Origin of the sequence: Micromonospora sp. NPDC047740 (assembly GCF_043204735.1) — a bacterium.
Taxonomy (GTDB): domain Bacteria; phylum Actinomycetota; class Actinomycetes; order Mycobacteriales; family Micromonosporaceae; genus Micromonospora.
Map to the genome: position 1 here is coordinate 74,157 of NZ_JBIDCT010000013.1, position 16,990 is coordinate 91,146.

The 16,990-nt window shown below is 71.5% G+C and carries 17 protein-coding genes and 1 pseudogene; 4 read left to right on the top strand and 14 right to left on the bottom strand.

The genetic code is table 11. The features are described 5' to 3' along the window. Positions 1-95: 95 nt before the first annotated feature. Positions 96-635, bottom strand: a pseudogene (locus tag ACGF4F_RS23820) (LacI family DNA-binding transcriptional regulator); the annotation flags it as partial. 62 nt (positions 636-697) lie between these two features. Between ACGF4F_RS23820 and ACGF4F_RS23825 the strand changes: the two are divergent. Further along, complete coding sequence (locus ACGF4F_RS23825; protein ID WP_357440517.1) at positions 698-883, top strand: hypothetical protein; 186 nt, start codon at positions 698-700, stop codon at positions 881-883. Between the two features lie 124 nt (positions 884-1,007). Here ACGF4F_RS23825 and ACGF4F_RS23830 read toward each other — a convergent pair whose 3' ends face one another. Together ACGF4F_RS23830 and ACGF4F_RS23835 are read right to left on the bottom strand one after the other, a co-directional pair. After that, positions 1,008-2,687 (bottom strand): Na+/H+ antiporter, encoded by a 1,680-nt coding sequence (locus ACGF4F_RS23830; protein WP_357440515.1) that lies wholly within the window; start codon positions 2,685-2,687, stop codon positions 1,008-1,010. Between the two features lie 239 nt (positions 2,688-2,926). After that, positions 2,927-3,424: a TrkA C-terminal domain-containing protein gene (locus ACGF4F_RS23835; protein WP_357440513.1), complete on the bottom strand. Its 498-nt coding sequence runs from the start codon at positions 3,422-3,424 to the stop codon at positions 2,927-2,929. 345 nt (positions 3,425-3,769) lie between these two features. Between ACGF4F_RS23835 and ACGF4F_RS23840 the strand changes: the two genes are divergently transcribed. Both ACGF4F_RS23840 and ACGF4F_RS23845 read left to right on the top strand, forming a co-directional pair. After that, positions 3,770-4,726 carry a HAMP domain-containing sensor histidine kinase gene (locus ACGF4F_RS23840; RefSeq protein ID WP_393080367.1) on the top strand — a complete coding sequence of 319 codons (957 nt, stop codon included), beginning with the start codon at positions 3,770-3,772 and terminating at the stop codon, positions 4,724-4,726. Between the two features lie 2 nt (positions 4,727-4,728). Next, complete coding sequence (locus ACGF4F_RS23845) at positions 4,729-5,382, top strand: response regulator transcription factor (protein WP_357440508.1); 654 nt, start codon at positions 4,729-4,731, stop codon at positions 5,380-5,382. Positions 5,383-5,428: 46 nt separating this feature from the next. On the opposite strand, the gene ACGF4F_RS23850 is transcribed toward ACGF4F_RS23845, so the two are convergent. The 3 genes from ACGF4F_RS23850 to ACGF4F_RS23860 all read right to left on the bottom strand — a co-directional run bounded on the left by ACGF4F_RS23850 (position 5,429) and on the right by ACGF4F_RS23860 (position 8,393). After that, positions 5,429-6,745: an MFS transporter gene (locus ACGF4F_RS23850; RefSeq protein WP_393080372.1), complete on the bottom strand. Its 1,317-nt coding sequence runs from the start codon at positions 6,743-6,745 to the stop codon at positions 5,429-5,431. A 258-nt stretch (positions 6,746-7,003) separates the two neighbouring features. Then, positions 7,004-7,513, bottom strand: a complete 510-nt coding sequence (locus ACGF4F_RS23855) for an FBP domain-containing protein (RefSeq protein WP_357440502.1) — start codon at positions 7,511-7,513, stop codon at positions 7,004-7,006. A 52-nt stretch (positions 7,514-7,565) separates the two neighbouring features. Further along, positions 7,566-8,393: a DUF72 domain-containing protein gene (locus tag ACGF4F_RS23860; protein WP_357440706.1), complete on the bottom strand. Its 828-nt coding sequence runs from the start codon at positions 8,391-8,393 to the stop codon at positions 7,566-7,568. Positions 8,394-8,586: 193 nt separating this feature from the next. On the opposite strand from ACGF4F_RS23860, the gene ACGF4F_RS23865 reads away from it, so the two are divergent. Continuing rightward, positions 8,587-9,048 carry a hypothetical protein gene (locus ACGF4F_RS23865; protein ID WP_357440500.1) on the top strand — a complete coding sequence of 154 codons (462 nt, stop codon included), beginning with the start codon at positions 8,587-8,589 and terminating at the stop codon, positions 9,046-9,048. Positions 9,049-9,147: 99 nt separating this feature from the next. Here ACGF4F_RS23865 and ACGF4F_RS23870 read toward each other — a convergent pair whose 3' ends face one another. The 8 genes from ACGF4F_RS23870 to ACGF4F_RS23905 all read right to left on the bottom strand — a co-directional run bounded on the left by ACGF4F_RS23870 (position 9,148) and on the right by ACGF4F_RS23905 (position 16,841). Further along, the gene (locus ACGF4F_RS23870) at positions 9,148-10,368 is read right to left on the bottom strand and encodes an Ig-like domain-containing protein (protein WP_357440497.1); all 1,221 of its coding nucleotides are present in this window, start codon (positions 10,366-10,368) and stop codon (positions 9,148-9,150) included. A gap of 156 nt (positions 10,369-10,524) precedes the next feature. Then, on the bottom strand, positions 10,525-10,854 hold the full coding sequence (locus tag ACGF4F_RS23875; protein WP_357440495.1) for a hypothetical protein: 330 nt from the start codon (positions 10,852-10,854) through the stop codon (positions 10,525-10,527). Beyond that, positions 10,851-11,411 (bottom strand): MauE/DoxX family redox-associated membrane protein, encoded by a 561-nt coding sequence (locus ACGF4F_RS23880; protein ID WP_357440492.1) that lies wholly within the window; start codon positions 11,409-11,411, stop codon positions 10,851-10,853. Before ACGF4F_RS23880 ends, ACGF4F_RS23875 begins: the two co-directional genes overlap by 4 nt. A 26-nt stretch (positions 11,412-11,437) precedes the next feature. Then, complete coding sequence (locus ACGF4F_RS23885; RefSeq protein WP_357440490.1) at positions 11,438-13,000, bottom strand: amino acid adenylation domain-containing protein; 1,563 nt, start codon at positions 12,998-13,000, stop codon at positions 11,438-11,440. Continuing rightward, the gene (locus ACGF4F_RS23890; RefSeq protein ID WP_357440487.1) at positions 12,987-14,066 is read right to left on the bottom strand and encodes a thioesterase domain-containing protein; all 1,080 of its coding nucleotides are present in this window, start codon (positions 14,064-14,066) and stop codon (positions 12,987-12,989) included. The genes ACGF4F_RS23885 and ACGF4F_RS23890 overlap by 14 nt, the downstream gene beginning before the upstream one ends. Beyond that, entirely contained in the window at positions 14,063-14,500 is a 438-nt protein-coding gene (locus ACGF4F_RS23895; RefSeq protein WP_357440482.1) for a S26 family signal peptidase, read from the bottom strand. Before ACGF4F_RS23895 ends, ACGF4F_RS23890 begins: the two co-directional genes overlap by 4 nt. After that, the gene (locus ACGF4F_RS23900) at positions 14,497-16,326 is read right to left on the bottom strand and encodes an ABC transporter ATP-binding protein (RefSeq protein ID WP_357440480.1); all 1,830 of its coding nucleotides are present in this window, start codon (positions 16,324-16,326) and stop codon (positions 14,497-14,499) included. The genes ACGF4F_RS23895 and ACGF4F_RS23900 overlap by 4 nt, the downstream gene beginning before the upstream one ends. Continuing rightward, positions 16,323-16,841 (bottom strand): redoxin family protein, encoded by a 519-nt coding sequence (locus ACGF4F_RS23905; RefSeq protein WP_357440477.1) that lies wholly within the window; start codon positions 16,839-16,841, stop codon positions 16,323-16,325. The genes ACGF4F_RS23900 and ACGF4F_RS23905 overlap by 4 nt, the downstream gene beginning before the upstream one ends. Positions 16,842-16,990: the final 149 nt, after the last annotated feature.

Genomic DNA, 16,990 nt, shown 5'->3' on the forward strand with positions numbered 1-16,990 from the left:
GAGTGGGCGCCGCCGCCCGCCCGGCCCGCGCCGCTGCGGCGCGATCCGGTCGTGCGGCGGCGTCCGGTGGTGGATGTGGTGTCACCGGCGAACGCCAGCCGGCGCAGTCCGTGGTCGACCAGCAGATGCCGGGTCAGCGCGGCCGCCGCGGCGGGGTTGTCCACGCGTACGGCCGGCACCCCGGCGGGCCCGTCGCCCGCCGGCACAACGATCGGGAGCATGCTGGCGAGCTCCTCGACCGTGTCGTGGGAGACCGTGCCGACGAGCACGGCCAGCCCGTCGACCCCGTACGCCATCTCCATGACCTCGGCGTCGGAGTCGGCGGGCAGGTGGGTGCAGAGAATGTGGACGCTGGTCCGGGTCTTCACCGCCTCCGACTCGAAGCCCTGGGTCAGCTCGGAGAAGTACGGCCCGGACAGCCCGGGGAAGACCAGACCGACCGCGCCGTGCCGCCGGGCCGCCAGGGCGCGACCGGAGTGGTACGGGCGGTAGCCGTGCTCCTCTATGGCTGGCAGCACCCGGCGGCGGGTCTCCTCCGACACCTGGCCGGTGCCGTTGGAGACCCGGGACACCATCGCGACCGATACCCCGGCCAGGCGAGCGATCTCCCGGACCGTCAGCCGACTGTTGCTCATGCCACCACCGACCGTTACGTCTTTGTTCACCAAAACCGGTTACCGCAGCACCATCGGCAGCTGTGCCGCAGTTCACAACCGCTCGGCCCGAGATTTCCGGCGACGAGGAGCTGCCCTCGACGGCCAGAGTCGCGTTGCACCGCCGCCGCATCCTGCTCAACGACCGACCCCGCCTGCTGCTCGCCGGAGAGGTGCACAACTTCCGCCTGGATGGACGTGCGCGGACCCGCCGATCCGGCTCACCCTGACCTGACCCGGTCGCGGGCCTCGCGGAGCGGGCCGCCGGGACTGGCCCGACGCGCCGGCAGACCGCGAACGCCCACGCACCGGCGCACCGGCAACCTCGTCAGGGTCCTCTCGCTGGATCGCCGGTCAGCGGCGGCCGCGCTTCGGGAGTAGCAGCTCCTCGTGATCGAGTTCGCGTTCCAGGACGCGGAGCCCCTCGTCGGGCAGCCGGCCGGCGTCGCGCCAGCGCAGCAGCTCCTCCCGTTGGGCCTCGATCGCGGCCCGCCGGATACGCAGCGCCGCCTCGTACTCGGGTGAGGTGGGCACCTCGGCTGATTCGGCGCTCTGCAGTAGGTCGAGGCGACCCCGATAGCGGGCCAGGCGGGTCTGCAGCTGCCCGCGGGTGACGTTGACGGCCGCTGCCAGGTCCGGCTCGTCGGCGGCGACCTCGTCGAGGCGGGCGAGGGCCGCCTCGACGGCCGCGGAGCGGGCCTCGTTGCGTACCCGGGCCTGGTCGTTCTCGTTGGCACGCAGGCCCAGCGCCCGGACGAGCGGCGCGAACGTCAGGCCCTGCCCGACCAGGGTCACGAGAACGACCACGAAGGTGCAGAACAGCAGGAGGTTACGGTCGGGGAAGGGCACCCCGCTGTCGGTGGTCAGCGGCAGGGTGAAGATCGCGGCGAGACTGATCACGCCGCGGGTTCCGGACCAGCTCAGCGCCGCGACCTCGCGGCCGGTCAGTCGACGCGCGTTGCGCTCCGCCCGCGCGGCCTCGCGACTGCTGCCGGGCTCGTCGGTGTCGTCCTCGTCGGAGGTGCCGCCGAGGCGGGTGTGCAGCGACCGGGGGAGCACCTGGATCAGCACCAGCCACGCGGGGCGCAGGAGCAGCACCACGCCGACCGACACGGCGACCGCGATGACGACCGTGGAGGTCTCGTACTCGTGCAGGCCTCGGACCACCGTGGGCAACTGCTGCCCGATCAGGAGGAAGACGAAGCCCTCAAGGAGGAAGTCGACCAGCCGCCACACCGCGCTGGTCTGCAGCCGGGTGGCGCCGGAGACGAGCCGGGGCGTGTGGTGGCCGACGATCAGCCCGGCGATCACCACGGCGAGCACGCCGGAGACATGAAGCTCCTCGCCCACCAGGTAGGCCACGAACGGCGTCGCCAGCGAGATCGCGTTGGACAGCAACGGATCCGAGGTGAGCGGTCGGGCCAGCCGCACGCCCCACGCGACGACAGCGCCCACCGCGACCCCGCCCACCGCCGCCAACATGAACTGGCCGACAGCGGACGGAAACGAGAAGCCACCGCCCACGGCGGCGGCGACGGCGACCTTGAGGATCGTGAGCGCGGTGGCGTCGTTCAGCAGCCCTTCGCCCTGGATGATCGTGACCAGCTTCGGCGGCAGGTTGACCCGGCGGCCGACCGCCAGCGCGGCCACCGGGTCGGGCGGCGCGATCGCGGCGCCGACCGCGATCCCGGCGGCCAGCGTCGCCCCGGCGACGAAGAGGTGGAAACCGACTCCCGCCAGTAGGGCGGTGAGCAGCACCAGCACCACGGACAAACTGACCACGATGCGAAGGTTGCGGCGGATGCCCAGCAGCGAAGAGTCCAGCGCCGCGCTGTAGAGCAGCGGCGGCAGCACGACCGTGAGCACGAGGTTGGGATCAAGGCTGATGTTGGGCCCCGGGAGCAGCGCGTACGCGATGCCGATGAGCGGCAGGAGCGCCGCCGCCGGCAGGCCCGTGCGCGACGCCACCCACCGCACGCCGACGATGACCGCGACGGCGGCGAGCACGAACAACAACGTCGTCTGGGGGCTCACCCGGTTACTCTCCCTAGCCGGCGGATGGTCCGAGCAGACGGCATGCGCGACCGCCCCGGCCCGGGCTTGGCTCAGCCGGCCGGAGCTGATCGGTGGCGGCATCGACGCTGAAGCGCCGGCCGCGCAGTCTGCCGCAGTCCGGAGCGTACCCGCTGGTATGAGCGGGGTGACCTCCGCCGCAGCACGCGGAGAGCGACGCCACGATCCCGCCGGTCAACCCGGTGTCGCCTCGACCACCCTCAGCGGTCGGCCCCGGGACCGCCAGCGAGCAGATCGGCGAGGGCGGCCACCCGGCGTTGGTCGGCGACGGCGACGAGCGTGTCGTCGGGGCGCAGGACGAAGTCCGGCGCCGGCGCGGCGATGACCTGATCGCCGCGAACGACGGCGACGATCGACGCGCCGGTACGGGTACGTGCCCGCGTGTCGCCCAGCGGCCGGCCGACGTACGGGGACCCGGCCGGCAGGCGCAGTCGGACCGCCGCCACCCCGTCGACCTGCCGTTCCAGCTCCGTCAGGTGGTCGACGGTGACCGTCGTGTCCAGCACGTCGGCGACCCAGCGCGCCTCGTCCGGGTCGAGGACGACCGTGCTGAGCGCCCGCTCGGCGTCGTCGGGGTCGTAGACGACGAGGTCACGCTGGCCGGTGAGGTGGCAGACGACACCGAGCCGCTGCCCGGCGCGGGTGGTGGTGGCCCACCCGATACCGACCCCGGGCAGTGCGATTCGTTCCATGGTCATCGTTTCGTTCCCATCAACTCGGCGCGGCGGTGATCGCGCCGCGCGTCCGTGCCAAGGGCCGGCGGCCGCCGGTGCGGGCCGCGATGCTCACCCGGCGACCACCCCCAGGATGGCGCGGCAGCCCGGCACCCCGCATCGGTGCCGACCCCCATTCCCGCCGGCGACCTCCCACGTGCCCGGCGTCGTCCCCTGGCCTGGGCGGAAACATGGGTGTCCGCCCCGATGCCGACCCACCCGCTGCTGGGCGAGGCTGGACGGGCGCCGCGGTTCCGGGCCGACCAACCGCCCGGGTCCCGGGACGCTGTTAGAAAGGACGCGGAGCGCACCGGAGAGGAGGCGGCAGACGTGTCACTGTCGCTGTTCTGGCGGATCTTCCTGCTCAACGCGGCGGTACTCGTGGTCGCCACGGTCCTGCTGTTGCTCGGCCCGATCACCGTGTCGACCCCCGTCGTGCTCACCGAGGTGGCGGTCCTGGCCGGCGGCCTCGCCGCCATGCTGGTGGCCAATGCGCTGCTGCTGCGCGTCGGACTGGCACCGCTGGAGCGGGTCACCCGCACCATGCGGACGATCGACCTGCTGCGTCCCGGGCACCGGCTGCCGGTCACCGGCCAGGCCGGAATCGCCGACCTGATCCGCACCTTCAACGCCATGCTCGACCGGCTGGAGGCCGAACGCGCCACCAGCGCGGCGCGTGCGCTCTCCGCCCAGGAGGCCGAACGGCGGCGCGTCGCCCGGGAACTGCATGACGAGATCGGCCAGACGCTGACCGCCGTGCTGCTGGACCTCAAGCGCGTCGCCGACCACGCACCACCACCTGTCCGCGACGAGCTGCACCAGGTGCAGGAGACCACCCGCAACAGCCTCGACGAGATCCGTCGCATCGCCCGCCGGCTGCGCCCCGGCGTCCTCGACGAACTCGGCCTGGCCAGCGCGCTCAAGGCCCTCACCACGGAATACACCACCGCCGGGCTGGCCGTGCACCGGCACCTCGCCGGGGACCTCCCGGAGCTCGACGACCAGGTCGAACTGGTCCTCTACCGGACCGCCCAGGAGGGGCTCACCAACGTCGTCCGGCACTCGGGGGCCCGCACGGCGCACCTGATCCTGCAGCGCACCGCCGGCGGCGTCGAGCTGCGAATCCGCGACGACGGCCACGGGATCGCGACCGCCCACGAGGGCGCCGGCATCCGCGGCATGCGGGAACGGGCGCTGCTCATCGGCGCCGACCTCACGATCGGCCCGGACCCGACCGGCGGCACCGACGTGTGCCTCCGGGTACCGACGCGAAACGAGACCAGCTGACCATGCCCGGACCCACCCGCATCCTGCTCGCCGACGACCACGGTCTGGTACGCCGCGGCGTGCGACTCATCCTCGACAACGAACCCGACCTCACCGTCGTCGCCGAAGCCGCCGATGGTGCCGAAGCCGTCGAGCTGGCCCGCACCGCGGCCCCGGACCTGGCCATCCTGGACATCGCCATGCCCCGGCTGACCGGTCTGCAAGCCGCCCGGCAGATGTCCCGCGCACTGCCCGACCTGCGCATCCTGATGCTGACGATGTACGACAACGAGCAGTACTTCTTCGAGGCCCTCCGCGTCGGCGCCGCCGGCTACGTGCTCAAGTCGGCGGCTGACCGCGACCTCATCGACGCCTGCCGGGCAGCCATGCGCGACGAGCCGTTTCTCTACCCGGGGGCCGTCACCACCCTCATCCGCGACTACCTCGGACAGGGCAGCAACCCCGACACCGTCACCGCGCGGCGGATCACCGACCGGGAGGAGGAGGTCCTCAAGCTCGTCGCCGAGGGGCACAGCAGCAAACAGATCGCCGACCTGCTGTTCCTCAGCGTCAAGACCGTCGAACGGCACCGGTCCAACATCCTGCAGAAGCTCGGGCTCCGCGACCGGCTCGAACTCACCCGCTACGCCATCCGGGCCGGCCTCATCGAACCGTGACACCGCCTCGCGAGGCCACCCGGCACAGGACGACGTCCGCCGGCACTCAGGCCGTAGCGGCGGGTATCCGGGGTCGCGGTTCGCGCGGTCGGCCGCGGCGCAGGTCGAAGGTGTCCGGGTACCGGACGAACGCCCACGTGGCGAGGGCGAGCGCGATCAGACACAGCGCTCCCGGGACGACGAAGCCGACCTGGTGCCCCAGCGTGGCAACCGACAACGTCGCCACGAGACTCCCGTTGACGGTCGCCACGTTCTCGTGACTGAGATATACCGACGTGGCCCTGCCGGCGTGACCGGACATCAACCGCTGGGCCAGGTCGATGCCGGCAACGATCGTGGCGGCGCCGAACACCGCGTAGCCGACCTGCAGCAGCATCAGCTGCCCAGGCGTGGCGACCACGACGAGGCCGCCGTAGTAGACCACGCTCGCGGCGCCGCCCACCAGGAACACCTTGCCGCGGCCCCAGCGCAGCGCCGCGAATGCCGCCGCCGGCATGAGGACCAGCTCGCACAGCGGTGGCAGCGCGAGCACGATTCCTGTCATCTGCAGCGGGGCGTGCAGGGACACGGTCACCAGGATCGGCAACTGGGACAGCAGCATGACACGTCCGCTGGTGAACAGCACCATCACGACCACGAGGACCAGCAGCAGCCACTGACCGCCGACCGTCCTCGGCTGGGCGTCGCGCTGCTCATCGGTGCTCCGATGCGGGTGCGGTGCTGCGGAGGCACCCGTGACGTGCCCGCGCAGCAGGTACCACGACAGCGCCAGACAGCCGAGGCAGACGACGGCCACGACCCGGAAGAGCGGACGTGCCCCGAGGTAGGCCAGGCCGAGACCGCCGAGGGCGAACCCGGTGAACGAACCGATGGACAACACGACGCGCATCATGGCGATCACGGCGGTGGAGGTGGCGGTGTCGTCCCGGCGTTCGACGAGGTCACGCGCGTAGGCCATCAGCTGCGCATTGGGCACGCCGACCGCGCAGAAGAAGACGACCCCGACGGCGAGCATCGCCGGGTACGTCCGCACGCTCGCCAGGACCGCGTAGCCGATGCTCAACCAGGCGAGGCCCGCCAGGATGAGCAGTCGTCGGACGCCGCCGAGATCGGAGACGTGGCCCGTGGCGAGCAGCACCGCCATGCCGGCCAGCGCGACGACGACAAAGTTGAGCGTCACCATGGTGTCCGAGGCGCCCAGCTCGTCCCGGGCGAACAACGACAGGACGCCGAGCGCTGCGAACGACGCCGTCGAGCTGACCAGCATCAACACCATCAACGGCCGGTACGGCGCCGCGGCGCGCCACGCGACCACGAACCGGCCGGTGCGGTGGGCGTCGCGCCGGGAGTCGGGCTGCGTCACCACCAACACCTCCGTCCACCGTGAAAGTCGACGTGGTCAGCTGCCGCGCGTGGCCGTCCTCGACGGAGAACGTGATCAGCCCCGGGCGATGGTCGCCTACGGTGAATCATGCTCCTCGAAGGCGGCTAAGGCGAGTAGCCGCAGCTCGTGCGGCCGGCGGGCCCACGTCTTGTGCCGCCACTCGTTGCCTGCGTCATCAGTTGAGCGTCTCCTCCCGCTGCCGGGTCAACCGCACGTTCCACCGTGACTGATCGGGGGTCAGCCCGCGACGACCCGGTTGATGAAGGCGACCAGGTTGACCATCGCCCGATCGATCCGCTCCTGCAGGGTCAGCGTCTCCTCCCGGCGGACCAGCCGCATCTTCGGCTGCCGCTTGCCCCGCAGGTAGAGCGAGCAGGCCAGGTCGGCGCAGAGGTACTCACCGATCGTGTTGCCGTTCCGCCCGGCCGCCCCGGCCAGGGGCGCGACGAACAACGCCACCCCCGACGCCGTGTGATCGGTCAGACAGATCCGGCACATGCTCGACCGCAGCGTGCTCGACTTGTACGCCTCGGGCCGCCGTAGCACCACGCCCGTCGGCCCGTCCTCACCCGGCAGGACCAGCAGCGCCCGCAGCGGGGCGCCCGGGTCTGTCCAGCCGAGGAAGTCCAGATCGGCCCAGGGAATGGTGCCCTCCGCGAAGCCCGCGGGCATCCGGATCCGGCTCGCCTCGCCCTTGCTGCAGTTGACGAAGGACCGCCGGATGTCCTTCTCCTCGAGTGGTTGCATGCCGGGGAAGCTAACCGGGCCCACGGCCCCCGGTCACCCGATTTTCGGCTGGTCAGAACAGCGTCGACGGCCCGACCGGCGTCGGCTCGGGCAGCGGCTCGACCCCGGGCAGCCGGGCCCGGACCTCGTCGTGGAACTGGCGGGCGAGGTCGGGCGCGTCGGCGTTGTCCGGCGTGTGCACGAACACGGTCGGCGAGCGGCCCTCGCGCAGCCAGCCGGTCACCACGTCGAGCCACGGCTGCCAGCCCTCGACCGTCCGCGCGGGGTCGTCCCGGCCCAGGTACCGGACGATCGGCCGATCGGTCAACGCCCTGGTGCGCAGCGGTGTACGCGGCTTGCGGGTCCACGCCTCCCGTTCCGCGTCACTGGTCGGTGGGATACGGAAGAAGGCGGTGGTGTCGAAGGGAATCCACTCCGCGCCGACGCGGTCGAGCGTCTCCTCGAGCGTGCGCACCGCCCGGGGGTCGTCGAAGAACGCGGGGTGGCGGACCTCCACGGCGTACCGGTGGTCGGTGGGCAGCCCACGCAGGAAGCGGGCGAGCTCGGGTACGCCGGCGGGGCCGAACGAGCCCGGCAACTGGATCCACAGGGCGTGGGCCCGCGGGCCGAGGGGCTCGATCGCGTTCAGGAAAACCCGTAGCTCGTCCTCGGCACCCGTGAGCCGGCGTTCGTGCGTGACGGCCTTCGGCAGCTTGAGCACGAACCGGAAATCACGGTCGGTCTGCCGCGCCCACGACGCCACCGTCTCCCGCGCCGGCGTCGCGTAGAAGGTGGTGTTCCCCTCGACCGCGGTGCACCAGCCGGCGTACGCGCGCAGCCGCTCGTTCGCCGCCAGTGGGTGCGCCAGAAAGCGTCCCTGCCAGGACTTGTGCGTCCACATCGCGCACCCGACGTGCAGGCGCATCCGGCCCTCCTCACCGCTCGACGGCACGGCGCGGGGCAACCCCGCGCCGTGGGTACGGTATCCGGCCGGGCCGACCGGAGCCCGGGACGCCCGCCCCGGCTTGATGTCGGCGCGGCCCCGCAAAGCCACTGACACACCGTGTCAGTGGTGCGGGCCTAGCGTGCCCGGCATGACGAACACCGATTTCGACTTCCTGGCCGGCCAGTGGGACAGCCGCCAACGCCGGCTGGTCAAGGTGCTGGCGGGGTGCGACGAGTGGTACGAGTTCGACGCGACCCTGGACTGCCAGGTGCTGCTCGACGGCACCGGCGTCTTCGACGTGCTCCGCGCGCCGGAGCGCGACCTGGAGGGCGTCACCCTGCGGTTGTACAGCCCGCAGGAGCGGGTGTGGCGGATCTGGTGGGCTTCCAAGGCCAGCGGCGGCCAGCTGGACGTGCCGGTCGTCGGTCGGTTCGACGACGGGGTCGGCACCTTCGAGTGCGACGACACCTGGCAGGGGACCCCGATCCGGGTGCGCTACCAGTGGTCCCAGGTCGATACTGCGCACCCCCGCTGGGAGCAGGCGTTCTCCGTCGACGGGGGTGCGAGCTGGGAGGTCAACTGGGTGGCCACGTTCAACCGACGTGCATGAGTGGCGAACTCCCTCCACAACCACCGGCCTCGTGACCAGCCGGGGCCGGGTCGCCGAACCGGTCGCTCTGCTGCGCCCTCCGACCGCTTGCCCCGCTGGTCACCATTTGTCCCACGGGATGGTCCAGTCGCCCACCCCGTCGGTGAGCGCCATCGCTCGCGGGGTGTTACGCACGTCGACCACGTCACCGAGCCGGAACGTGTCGTAGAACCAGCGGGCGTGGGCCGGCCCGACGTTGATGCAGCCGTGCGAGGTGTTCTGGCTGCCCTGAGCACCGACGTTCCAGTCCGCCATGTGGACGAACTCGCCGGAGTACGAGATCCGCAGGCAGAGCTGGATGACCTCGTCGTAATAGTCGGGGTTCTTGGGGTCGGTGACCCCGTAGCTGGCCGAGGTCATCCGGTGCGAGGGCTCGCGGGTCATCACCACGTGCGGGCCGGACCGCGTCCAGTAGCTGATGGTCTCCCCGTTCGCGCCCGTGGTGGTGCCGCCCTTGCCCATGCTGATCGGGATGTCCCGCACCAGCTTGCCGTCGAGGTAGACCTTCATCCGGTGGCTCCTGGCGTCGGCGATGGCGATGCGGGACGGGCCGATGGTGAAGTTCGTGCTGACGTTGGTGCCGCCGTAGACGCCCTGGCCGAGGTCCTGGCCGAAGAGGTTGACCTTCACCGAGATCTTCGTGCCGGGCGTCCAGTACTTCGCCGGCCGCCAGTGCGCGTTGCGGCTGTCGATCCAGCGCCACCGTCCCTCGACGGCCGGCGTGGTCTGCACCAGCATCGCCTTCTCGGCCTCGGTGCGGTTCTTGACCGGCCTGCTGAAGTGCACCATGACCGGCTGGCCGACCCCGTACGTGCCGCCGGCCTGGAGGGCGGCCAGCGCGTTGGCCTGGAACGTGGCGGAAGCGACCCCGGACGGCTTGAGGGTGCTGAAGCTGCTCCGGTGCTCGGTCAGCGCGCCGGCCGGGTCGGCCACCGACACGGTGACCGTGTAGGTCTTGCCGTAGGCCAGCTTGCCGGTCGAACGCCAGGTGTGGTCGTCGCCCAGCTTGCCGGCGACGGTCTTGCCGCCGGTGGCCACCGAGACGTCCTTGAGGGTGCCGCCCTCGGCCGCCACGACGACCTGCTCGAGCGGTGACACCTTGGTGGCATCGGCGGCCGGCGTGACGGTCACCCGAACCTCGTCCGCCGGCGCGTTCGCCGCGGCCGCACCGGGCTGCGACCACGCCGCGCCGGACGGCGACGTCTTCTGATTGCAACCTGCCGTCACCAGGCCGGCCGTGACACCCAGACCGGTGGCGATCAACTTTCGACGACTGATCATCGCGTTCCTCTCCGCCGGGAGAGTACTCCCAGCGGCGCCCCATCCCGAGGGCCGGCGTCGATTCCGTTACCCGCGCCGGGTGGGGTGGCTGGCCGGCGTGCCGCGCAAGCCGCTGACCGTCCCGTGCGACGATGGGTCGGAGGCGCCGTCAACCAGTCAACCTGGGTTCTGCCGCCCCTCGGCCACCAGGACCACCGGGTAGCCGTCGGCGACGAGGGCGGTGAAGATCTCGTTCATCAGCTCCGGCTCCCGCGACGGATCCTCCAGCTCAAGATCGACCACGTATGGACCGCTGGCCTGCCGCTGCCTGTCGTCGGGTTGGCGCAGCACCCGGACGTAGCCGGTGGGAAGCGTGCCAACCACCGACTGGCGCTCGCCGGGCACCTCTCGGACCGCCGCGCCGGTCACCCGGGCGACCAACTCCACGATCTGCTCGAACGACCGCCGCCGGTCGACGGCGCCCACCAGCAGCCGGTGGTCCGTCATCGCGCGCCGTTCCGCCGTTGCCCGCTGTCCCGCGGTGCCGGAGCGAGGAGATAGACGATGTCGTCGAGCGCTGTCACCAGGGCACCCAGTGCGCCCCCGGTCACGGCGGCGACCACCGCCGGCCCTGCATCGACGGCTCCGCCGGGCAGCGAGGCGAGCAGACCGGCTGCCGCCACCGCGACGAGCAGCGCGTTACGCAGCACGTGGCGGCGCCCCAACGGGATCTCCGAGCGGCCGAAGCATCGGCATGGGGCGGTGTTTCCGTGTCGCATCGACCCGACGATCACAACGGTGAAGCCCACGAGCAGCCCGGCCGCGAGTAGGAAACCGGCCGTCCCGGGACCCGGCGCCGGGATCACCAGCAACAGCGCCACGACGATCTCGGCGCCGACGGAGATGATCGCCGCCAGGCGGGTCAGCGACGGTGCGACGACCGCCATCCGCTGTATCGACCGCACGAACTCCACGAAGGCCTGCCGGTTTCGCAGCTTTCCGGCGACCGCGACGGCGAACACCGCGGCAAGCAGGGACCGGCAGCCGATGGCGAGATACAGCATCATGTGACCTTCCGCTGGTTGCCCAGCTAAACGACAGCAGCCTCGGCGTCGGTCCTGGCCAGCCGTTCCAGTTTCGTCCGATCAACCTTGCCGGAGGTGGTGAGTGGCAGTCGCGCGACCGGTCGGTAGCGCGCGGGCACCATGTACGGAGGCAGGAGGGACCCGCCGTGTCGGCGAAGCCGTGCCGCCAGATCCGGCGCCGCGGGGCCGTTCGGGACGACGAAGGCGACCAACAGTTGGGCGCCGCCCGGCGTGGTGGTGAGCACCACCGCCGCCTCCCGGACCTCTCTGGCGGCGCGCAGCACAGCCTCGATCTCGCCCGGTTCGACGCGGTAGCCGCGTAGTTTGAGCTGTCGGTCGTTGCGGCCGAGATATTCCAGCGCGCCGTCGGGCAGCCGGCGGACCAGGTCGCCCGTCCGGTAGTAGCGGACCGTCGGGTCGTCCTCGTCGACCACGAAGCGTTCGGCGGTGAGGTCGGGCCGGTCGAGGTACCCCCTGGTCACGGTCGGGCCCGTGAGCCACAGCTCGCCGACCGAGCCGAGCGGCACGGCGCGGCCGTGCGGATCCCGGATCTCCGCGCGGACGCCGGGAAGTTCGGTGCCGATGGGTGACCGCACCGACCCGGAAAGGTCATCCCGGGTGAGGACCCGGCCCGTGGCGTAGACGGTCGTCTCGGTTGGCCCGTACATGTTCAGGACAACCGGCGCCGGCCCGGGCAGGCGGTGGAGGAAGTCCCGGACCACGTCCAGTTCTACGCTCTCTCCGGCGAGGATGAGCTGGCGAAGGGTGAGCGTGTTGCCACGGTCCCGCGCTGTGCTGTGGGCCAGTGCGCGGAAGGCCGACGGGACCTGGCAGAGCACGGTGATCCGGGCGTCGGAGAGCAACTGGAGTAGGTCCGGTGCCGAGCGTGCCACCTCCAACGGAACCACCACGGCGGTGGCCCCGGTGGCGAGGCATCCCCACAACTCCCAGACGGAGACGTCGAAGCCGGACGAGTGGAACAACGCCCACCGGTCGGTCGCGTCGACGCTGATCAGGGACAGCGCGGCGGGCAGCAGCGAGAGGAGGTTGTCGTGTGACACCACGCAGCCCTTCGGAGCGCCGGTGGAGCCGGATGTGTAGATGAGATAGGCGGGATCGCTCGGCCGAACGCTCGGCCAGTCGGCGGGGATCCGCGCCGTACCTGCCGCTCGCGGCGAGACGATCCGCACCTCGCAGCCGGTCGGCGGGGACTCGTCCGTCACCAGACGGCGGACCTGGGCGTCGGCGAGCAGATGGCGAATCCGGTCCGGCGGCTGCACCGGATCGATCGGCAGGTACGCCGCGCCGGACTTGAGGACCCCGAGGATCGCGATGACGACGTCGGCCGACCGGGGCAGCATGATCCCGACGAATTCGCCGGGCTGAACGCCGTCCGCACACAGTTGTGCGGCCAGCCGGTCGGAGGCCGCGTCGAGGTCGGCGTAGCTGAGCCGCCGACGTCCGTCGACGACAGCCAGGGCATCGCCGCGGTCGGCGACCACTGCCCGGAACAGTTGGGGCAGCGAGGCGAAGGTGGCCAGGGCGGGTCGCGGTTCAGTCGGGGACACGGGTGAACTCCTTGCGCAGGATGGCGGCCACCGACTTGTCGCGCAGCAGCGGCAGAGTGCCGGCTGCCGCGGCGGTGCGGCTGGTGACCGAGGCGGCGATGGCGTGCCACTGCTCGTCCAGCCGATGCTCGGCGGACTGGACGAGGGTGAGCGCGCCATCGAAACGAAGCGGGGGATAGTGGTCCTGAGCGAAGGACTCCATGGCCCACACCACCTGACGCCAGTACAGGTCCGCCGGAACCATCCCCTCATCGAGCCAGGCCTCGGCCGCCATTCGTTCGACCAGCCGCTGGTGCGTCGCGCCCAGGTCGGGCATCGCGAACCAGTTGCGCAGCACGTCAAGCCGGAAGTCGTACCGCTCGCGCAGCCCCCAGCCGGGGTCGAGCTCCGGTTGGCCGGGTGCCCTCGTGTTCACCAGGACGAGCGCCGCGACCGGTACGCCGTCCGCGCCGAGTTGCCGGGCGGCCTCGTAGGCGATCCGCCCGCCGGTGCACAGGCCGAGGAACAGGTACGGCCCGCTCGGGCACACCGCCCGGATCTGGGTCAGGTGATGGCGGGCCGCGTCCACGACGGACAGGGGTGGACGGTGCCGGTCCCACAGCCCCCGCGCCTCGGTGCCGAAGACCGGACGGCCGCACCGGAACGCGTCGACCAGGCCGCGCATGAACCGGATGTTGCCCAGATCCCAGTGGAAGCAGAAGATCGGCGTGCCGGAGCCGTCGGCCAGCTGCACCAGCCCGCCACCCTGGCCGGGCTCGGTGGCGGGGCGGCTGCCGCGCCACACCGTGCCGAAATCCGGGGTGGTGTGGACCGTTCGCGCAGCGCCCTCCGCGTGCGCCCCTTCCAGCGCCGCCGCCAGCGCGGCGGGCGTCCGGTACGTGAAGACGTCCCCGGACGTCAGCGGCAACCCCTTCCGCCGTGCCTCGTCGACCACGGTGGGGACCAGCAGCGAATAGCCGCCCAGGTCGAAGAAGTCGTCTTCCGGGGAAACCCGGATGGCGAGCAGGTCACGCCAGATTCGGCAGATCGTCTCCGTCGTGTCCGCCCGCGTCGCCGCGTCCGTCATGGCCGACCGCCAAACCGGCGCAGTACCGTCGCCACGACGTTGCCGGTCGGGATGAAACCCAGGTGCCGGGAGTCCAGGCTCTGGTCCGGGTTGTCGCCGAGGACCACGACGTGCCCCGGGGGGACCAGCGCGACGCCGGTGGCCGGAACGGTGTGGGGTACCTGATCACCGGCCACCGCCACGACTCTCTTGATCAGCCACGGGCTAGCTGACGAGCCGGGTACGCCGACCGGGCGTGGGTTGCGGAAGACCACTACTTGCCCCGGCGCGAGCGGGGATCGCGCCAGACGCCGCAGGGCCAGCAGCCGGTCGCCGTCCTGATAGTTCGGTGACATGCTGGGCCCGGACACCTCAGTGATGATCAGCCGCCGCCGGATGAACAACGAGCCGGCGCCGAGTACGGCGATCAGTGTGCTGGCCAAGACCCAGGTCATGCCCGTACCTCCGGATTCAGGTCGCTGCGGTAGCCTTCCGCCTGCATCGTGAACAGGCGGGCGTAGAGGCCGTCGCGGGCCATCAGTTCGTCGTGCCGTCCCAACTCCGCGACGCAGCCGTCGGCGAGGACGGCGAGTTGGTCCGCGTCCCGGAGCCCGCCCAGCCGGTGGGAGATCAGCAGGCTGGTCCGCCCGGCCCGGTGCGCCTTGACTCGGCGGTGGATGTCGAACTCCGCCTCCGGGTCGAGGCTGGCGCTGGGCTCGTCCATGATCAGCAGGTCGCGTTCGCCGCGCAGGATCGCCCGGGCGAGCGCCACCCGCTGCCACTGCCCGCCCGACAGCACGACGCCGGTCGCCTCGTCGTCCGCGTCGGTGTCGAAGAAGACCCTGGTCAGCAGGGTGTCATAGCCCTTTGGCAGGGACATGAGGTCGTCGTGGATCCCGGCGCCGTAGGCGGCTCGGCGCACGCTGGGCTCGTCCTGCAGCAGGCGGAGGTCGCCGAGTCCGACGTTCTCGCCGGCGGACAGGTCGTAGGTCATGAAATCCTGGAACAGTGCGCTGATCCGGTTCCGCAGCTCCGCCGGGTCGAGATCGCGTAGGTCGACGCCGTCCCAGCGCACGCTCCCGCGCTGCGGATCGTAGAAGCGACACAGAAGCTTCACCAGCGTGCTCTTGCCGGAGCCGTTGTGCCCGACCAGCCCGACCGTCTGCCCGTACGGGATCGTCAGGTTGACGCCACGTAGCACCCACGGGTGGCTGGGGCTGTACCGGAACCAGACGTCCCGGAACTCGATGCCGGAGCGCAACGGGGCCAGGGTGACCGGGTGTGGGCGCAGGGGCAGGTCGGAGCGGGTCGCCTCGATGTCGCGGAAGTGCCGGAACAGTAGAAGTTGCCGGTGGGTCGACGCGATCTGGTTGACTAGCGCCGCGTTGCCGGCCTGGACGCCGGCCGCTGCGGCCACGAACATCGCCACGTCGCCCACGCTGATCGTGCCGCCCCGTACGCCGCTGACCACCCAGATGATGCCGCCACCGGTGATGGCCGCCGACAGTACGCCGAGCGACACCTGGATGAGCATGTTGCGGCGGTCCAGCCGGCGTTGCTTGTCGTTGGCCTGCCGCCGCTCCGCCAGCATCCGGGCCCGGAAGAAGCCGCCGAGCCCGAACAGCCGGACCTCCTTGGCCGCCTCGATGTTGGCCATGAGGTCGGCGTAGAAGAACTCGCGCCGTTGCGCCGGCCCGATCTGCCACAGCATCGCGGCGGTGCGCCGGGCCAGCGCCAACTCGGCCAGGAGGGCCGGGACCGCCCCTGCGGTGATGACGGCGGCCATGACGGGACTGATGGCCAGCAGCGTGGTGAGGAACCCACCGACGGTGAGCAGGCTTCCGCCCAGGCCGAGGGCGCCGTCGACTACCTGCACCGGGGTGCCGCTGGACTGGGTCGCCATCCGCAGCCGGTCGACGAACGCCGGGTCCTCGAACCGGGCGAGGCCGGGCAGCCGGTTCAGCGCCGAGTAGAGCCGGTCGGTGGCCGTGAGTCCGGTGGCCCGCGCCAGCTCCGAACGTAGATAGCTGGACAGTGCGGGCAGGGCGGCCAGCGCGAGGCCGAGCACGCAGAGCCCGAGGCCGAGACCGATCACCGCGGTGTCGCCCGCGGTGATCCGGTCCAACAGCAGCTTGACGGTCAGCGCGCTGCCGACCGGGACCGCCGCGGCCGCGACCGTGCAGACCGCCAGCAGGGTCAGCGCCCCGGGCGCGGCGCGCCAGGCGAGGCCGGCCGCCACGGCGAGCGTGGCGCTCGTACGGCCCCGGTCGGCGACGGTCATGCTCGGACGGCGGTGGGTAGCCGGTCGACCACCGTCTCTGTCGCGACCACCACCCCGTCTTCCAGGACGAGCAGAGCGGGGGTGCCGATCACACCGAGCGCCTTGGTGATCGGGCCGCCCTGCGGCTCGACGACCACCGGGCAGCTCTCCTCGAGCCGGGCGGCCAGCTCCATGTGGTCGTCGCCGTCGGTCATCACCACGGCGATGGCCGAGTCCGCGCGTCCGGCGTATTCGATGAAGCCGGGCAGTTGGCGGTGGCAAGGCGTGCAGGTCGGGGAGAAGACACCGACCACCGTCCGCCGGTCGAGCAGCCGGTCGGAGATGGTGACACCCGTGGTGGACACGGTCGTGAACTCGCCGGTCCTTGCTCCGACCGGCAGCGACATATCGGGCTGGCTCGGGTCGGACGAACGGCTCTCGTACTCCCGCAGGCGCTGGATCACGCCGAGGAGGAGGAGAAGGTTGAGGGCGCAGACGAGCGCCAGGATGGTCATCGCGACCGTGGTCACGGACACCACGCCTCCATGTTGCTGGAATGGTTGACGGAAGGGGACCGGGGCACGGCCAGGAGCCACCCGGACACTCGTCCGGCCTGGTGGCCCCTGGCCGCCGGCCTACCGTTCGCAGCGTCCGGCCGTTACCGGCACACGCAGCGCGTCGGGCA

Excerpts from the sequence above, each read along its gene's own strand:
- ACGF4F_RS23835 (WP_357440513.1), bottom strand. The coding sequence starts at position 3,424 with ATGACCATGGAACGAATCGCACTGCCCGGGGTCGGTATCGGGTGGGCC.
- ACGF4F_RS23845 (WP_357440508.1), top strand. The coding sequence starts at position 4,729 with ATGCCCGGACCCACCCGCATCCTGCTCGCCGACGACCACGGTCTGGTA.
- ACGF4F_RS23855 (WP_357440502.1), bottom strand. The coding sequence starts at position 7,513 with ATGCAACCACTCGAGGAGAAGGACATCCGGCGGTCCTTCGTCAACTGC.
- ACGF4F_RS23860 (WP_357440706.1), bottom strand. The coding sequence starts at position 8,393 with ATGTGGACGCACAAGTCCTGGCAGGGACGCTTTCTGGCGCACCCACTG.
- ACGF4F_RS23865 (WP_357440500.1), top strand. The coding sequence starts at position 8,587 with ATGACGAACACCGATTTCGACTTCCTGGCCGGCCAGTGGGACAGCCGC.
- ACGF4F_RS23870 (WP_357440497.1), bottom strand. The coding sequence starts at position 10,368 with ATGATCAGTCGTCGAAAGTTGATCGCCACCGGTCTGGGTGTCACGGCC.
- ACGF4F_RS23875 (WP_357440495.1), bottom strand. The coding sequence starts at position 10,854 with ATGACGGACCACCGGCTGCTGGTGGGCGCCGTCGACCGGCGGCGGTCG.
- ACGF4F_RS23880 (WP_357440492.1), bottom strand. The coding sequence starts at position 11,411 with ATGCTGTATCTCGCCATCGGCTGCCGGTCCCTGCTTGCCGCGGTGTTC.
- ACGF4F_RS23890 (WP_357440487.1), bottom strand. The coding sequence starts at position 14,066 with ATGACGGACGCGGCGACGCGGGCGGACACGACGGAGACGATCTGCCGA.
- ACGF4F_RS23895 (WP_357440482.1), bottom strand. The coding sequence starts at position 14,500 with ATGACCTGGGTCTTGGCCAGCACACTGATCGCCGTACTCGGCGCCGGC.
- ACGF4F_RS23900 (WP_357440480.1), bottom strand. The coding sequence starts at position 16,326 with ATGACCGTCGCCGACCGGGGCCGTACGAGCGCCACGCTCGCCGTGGCG.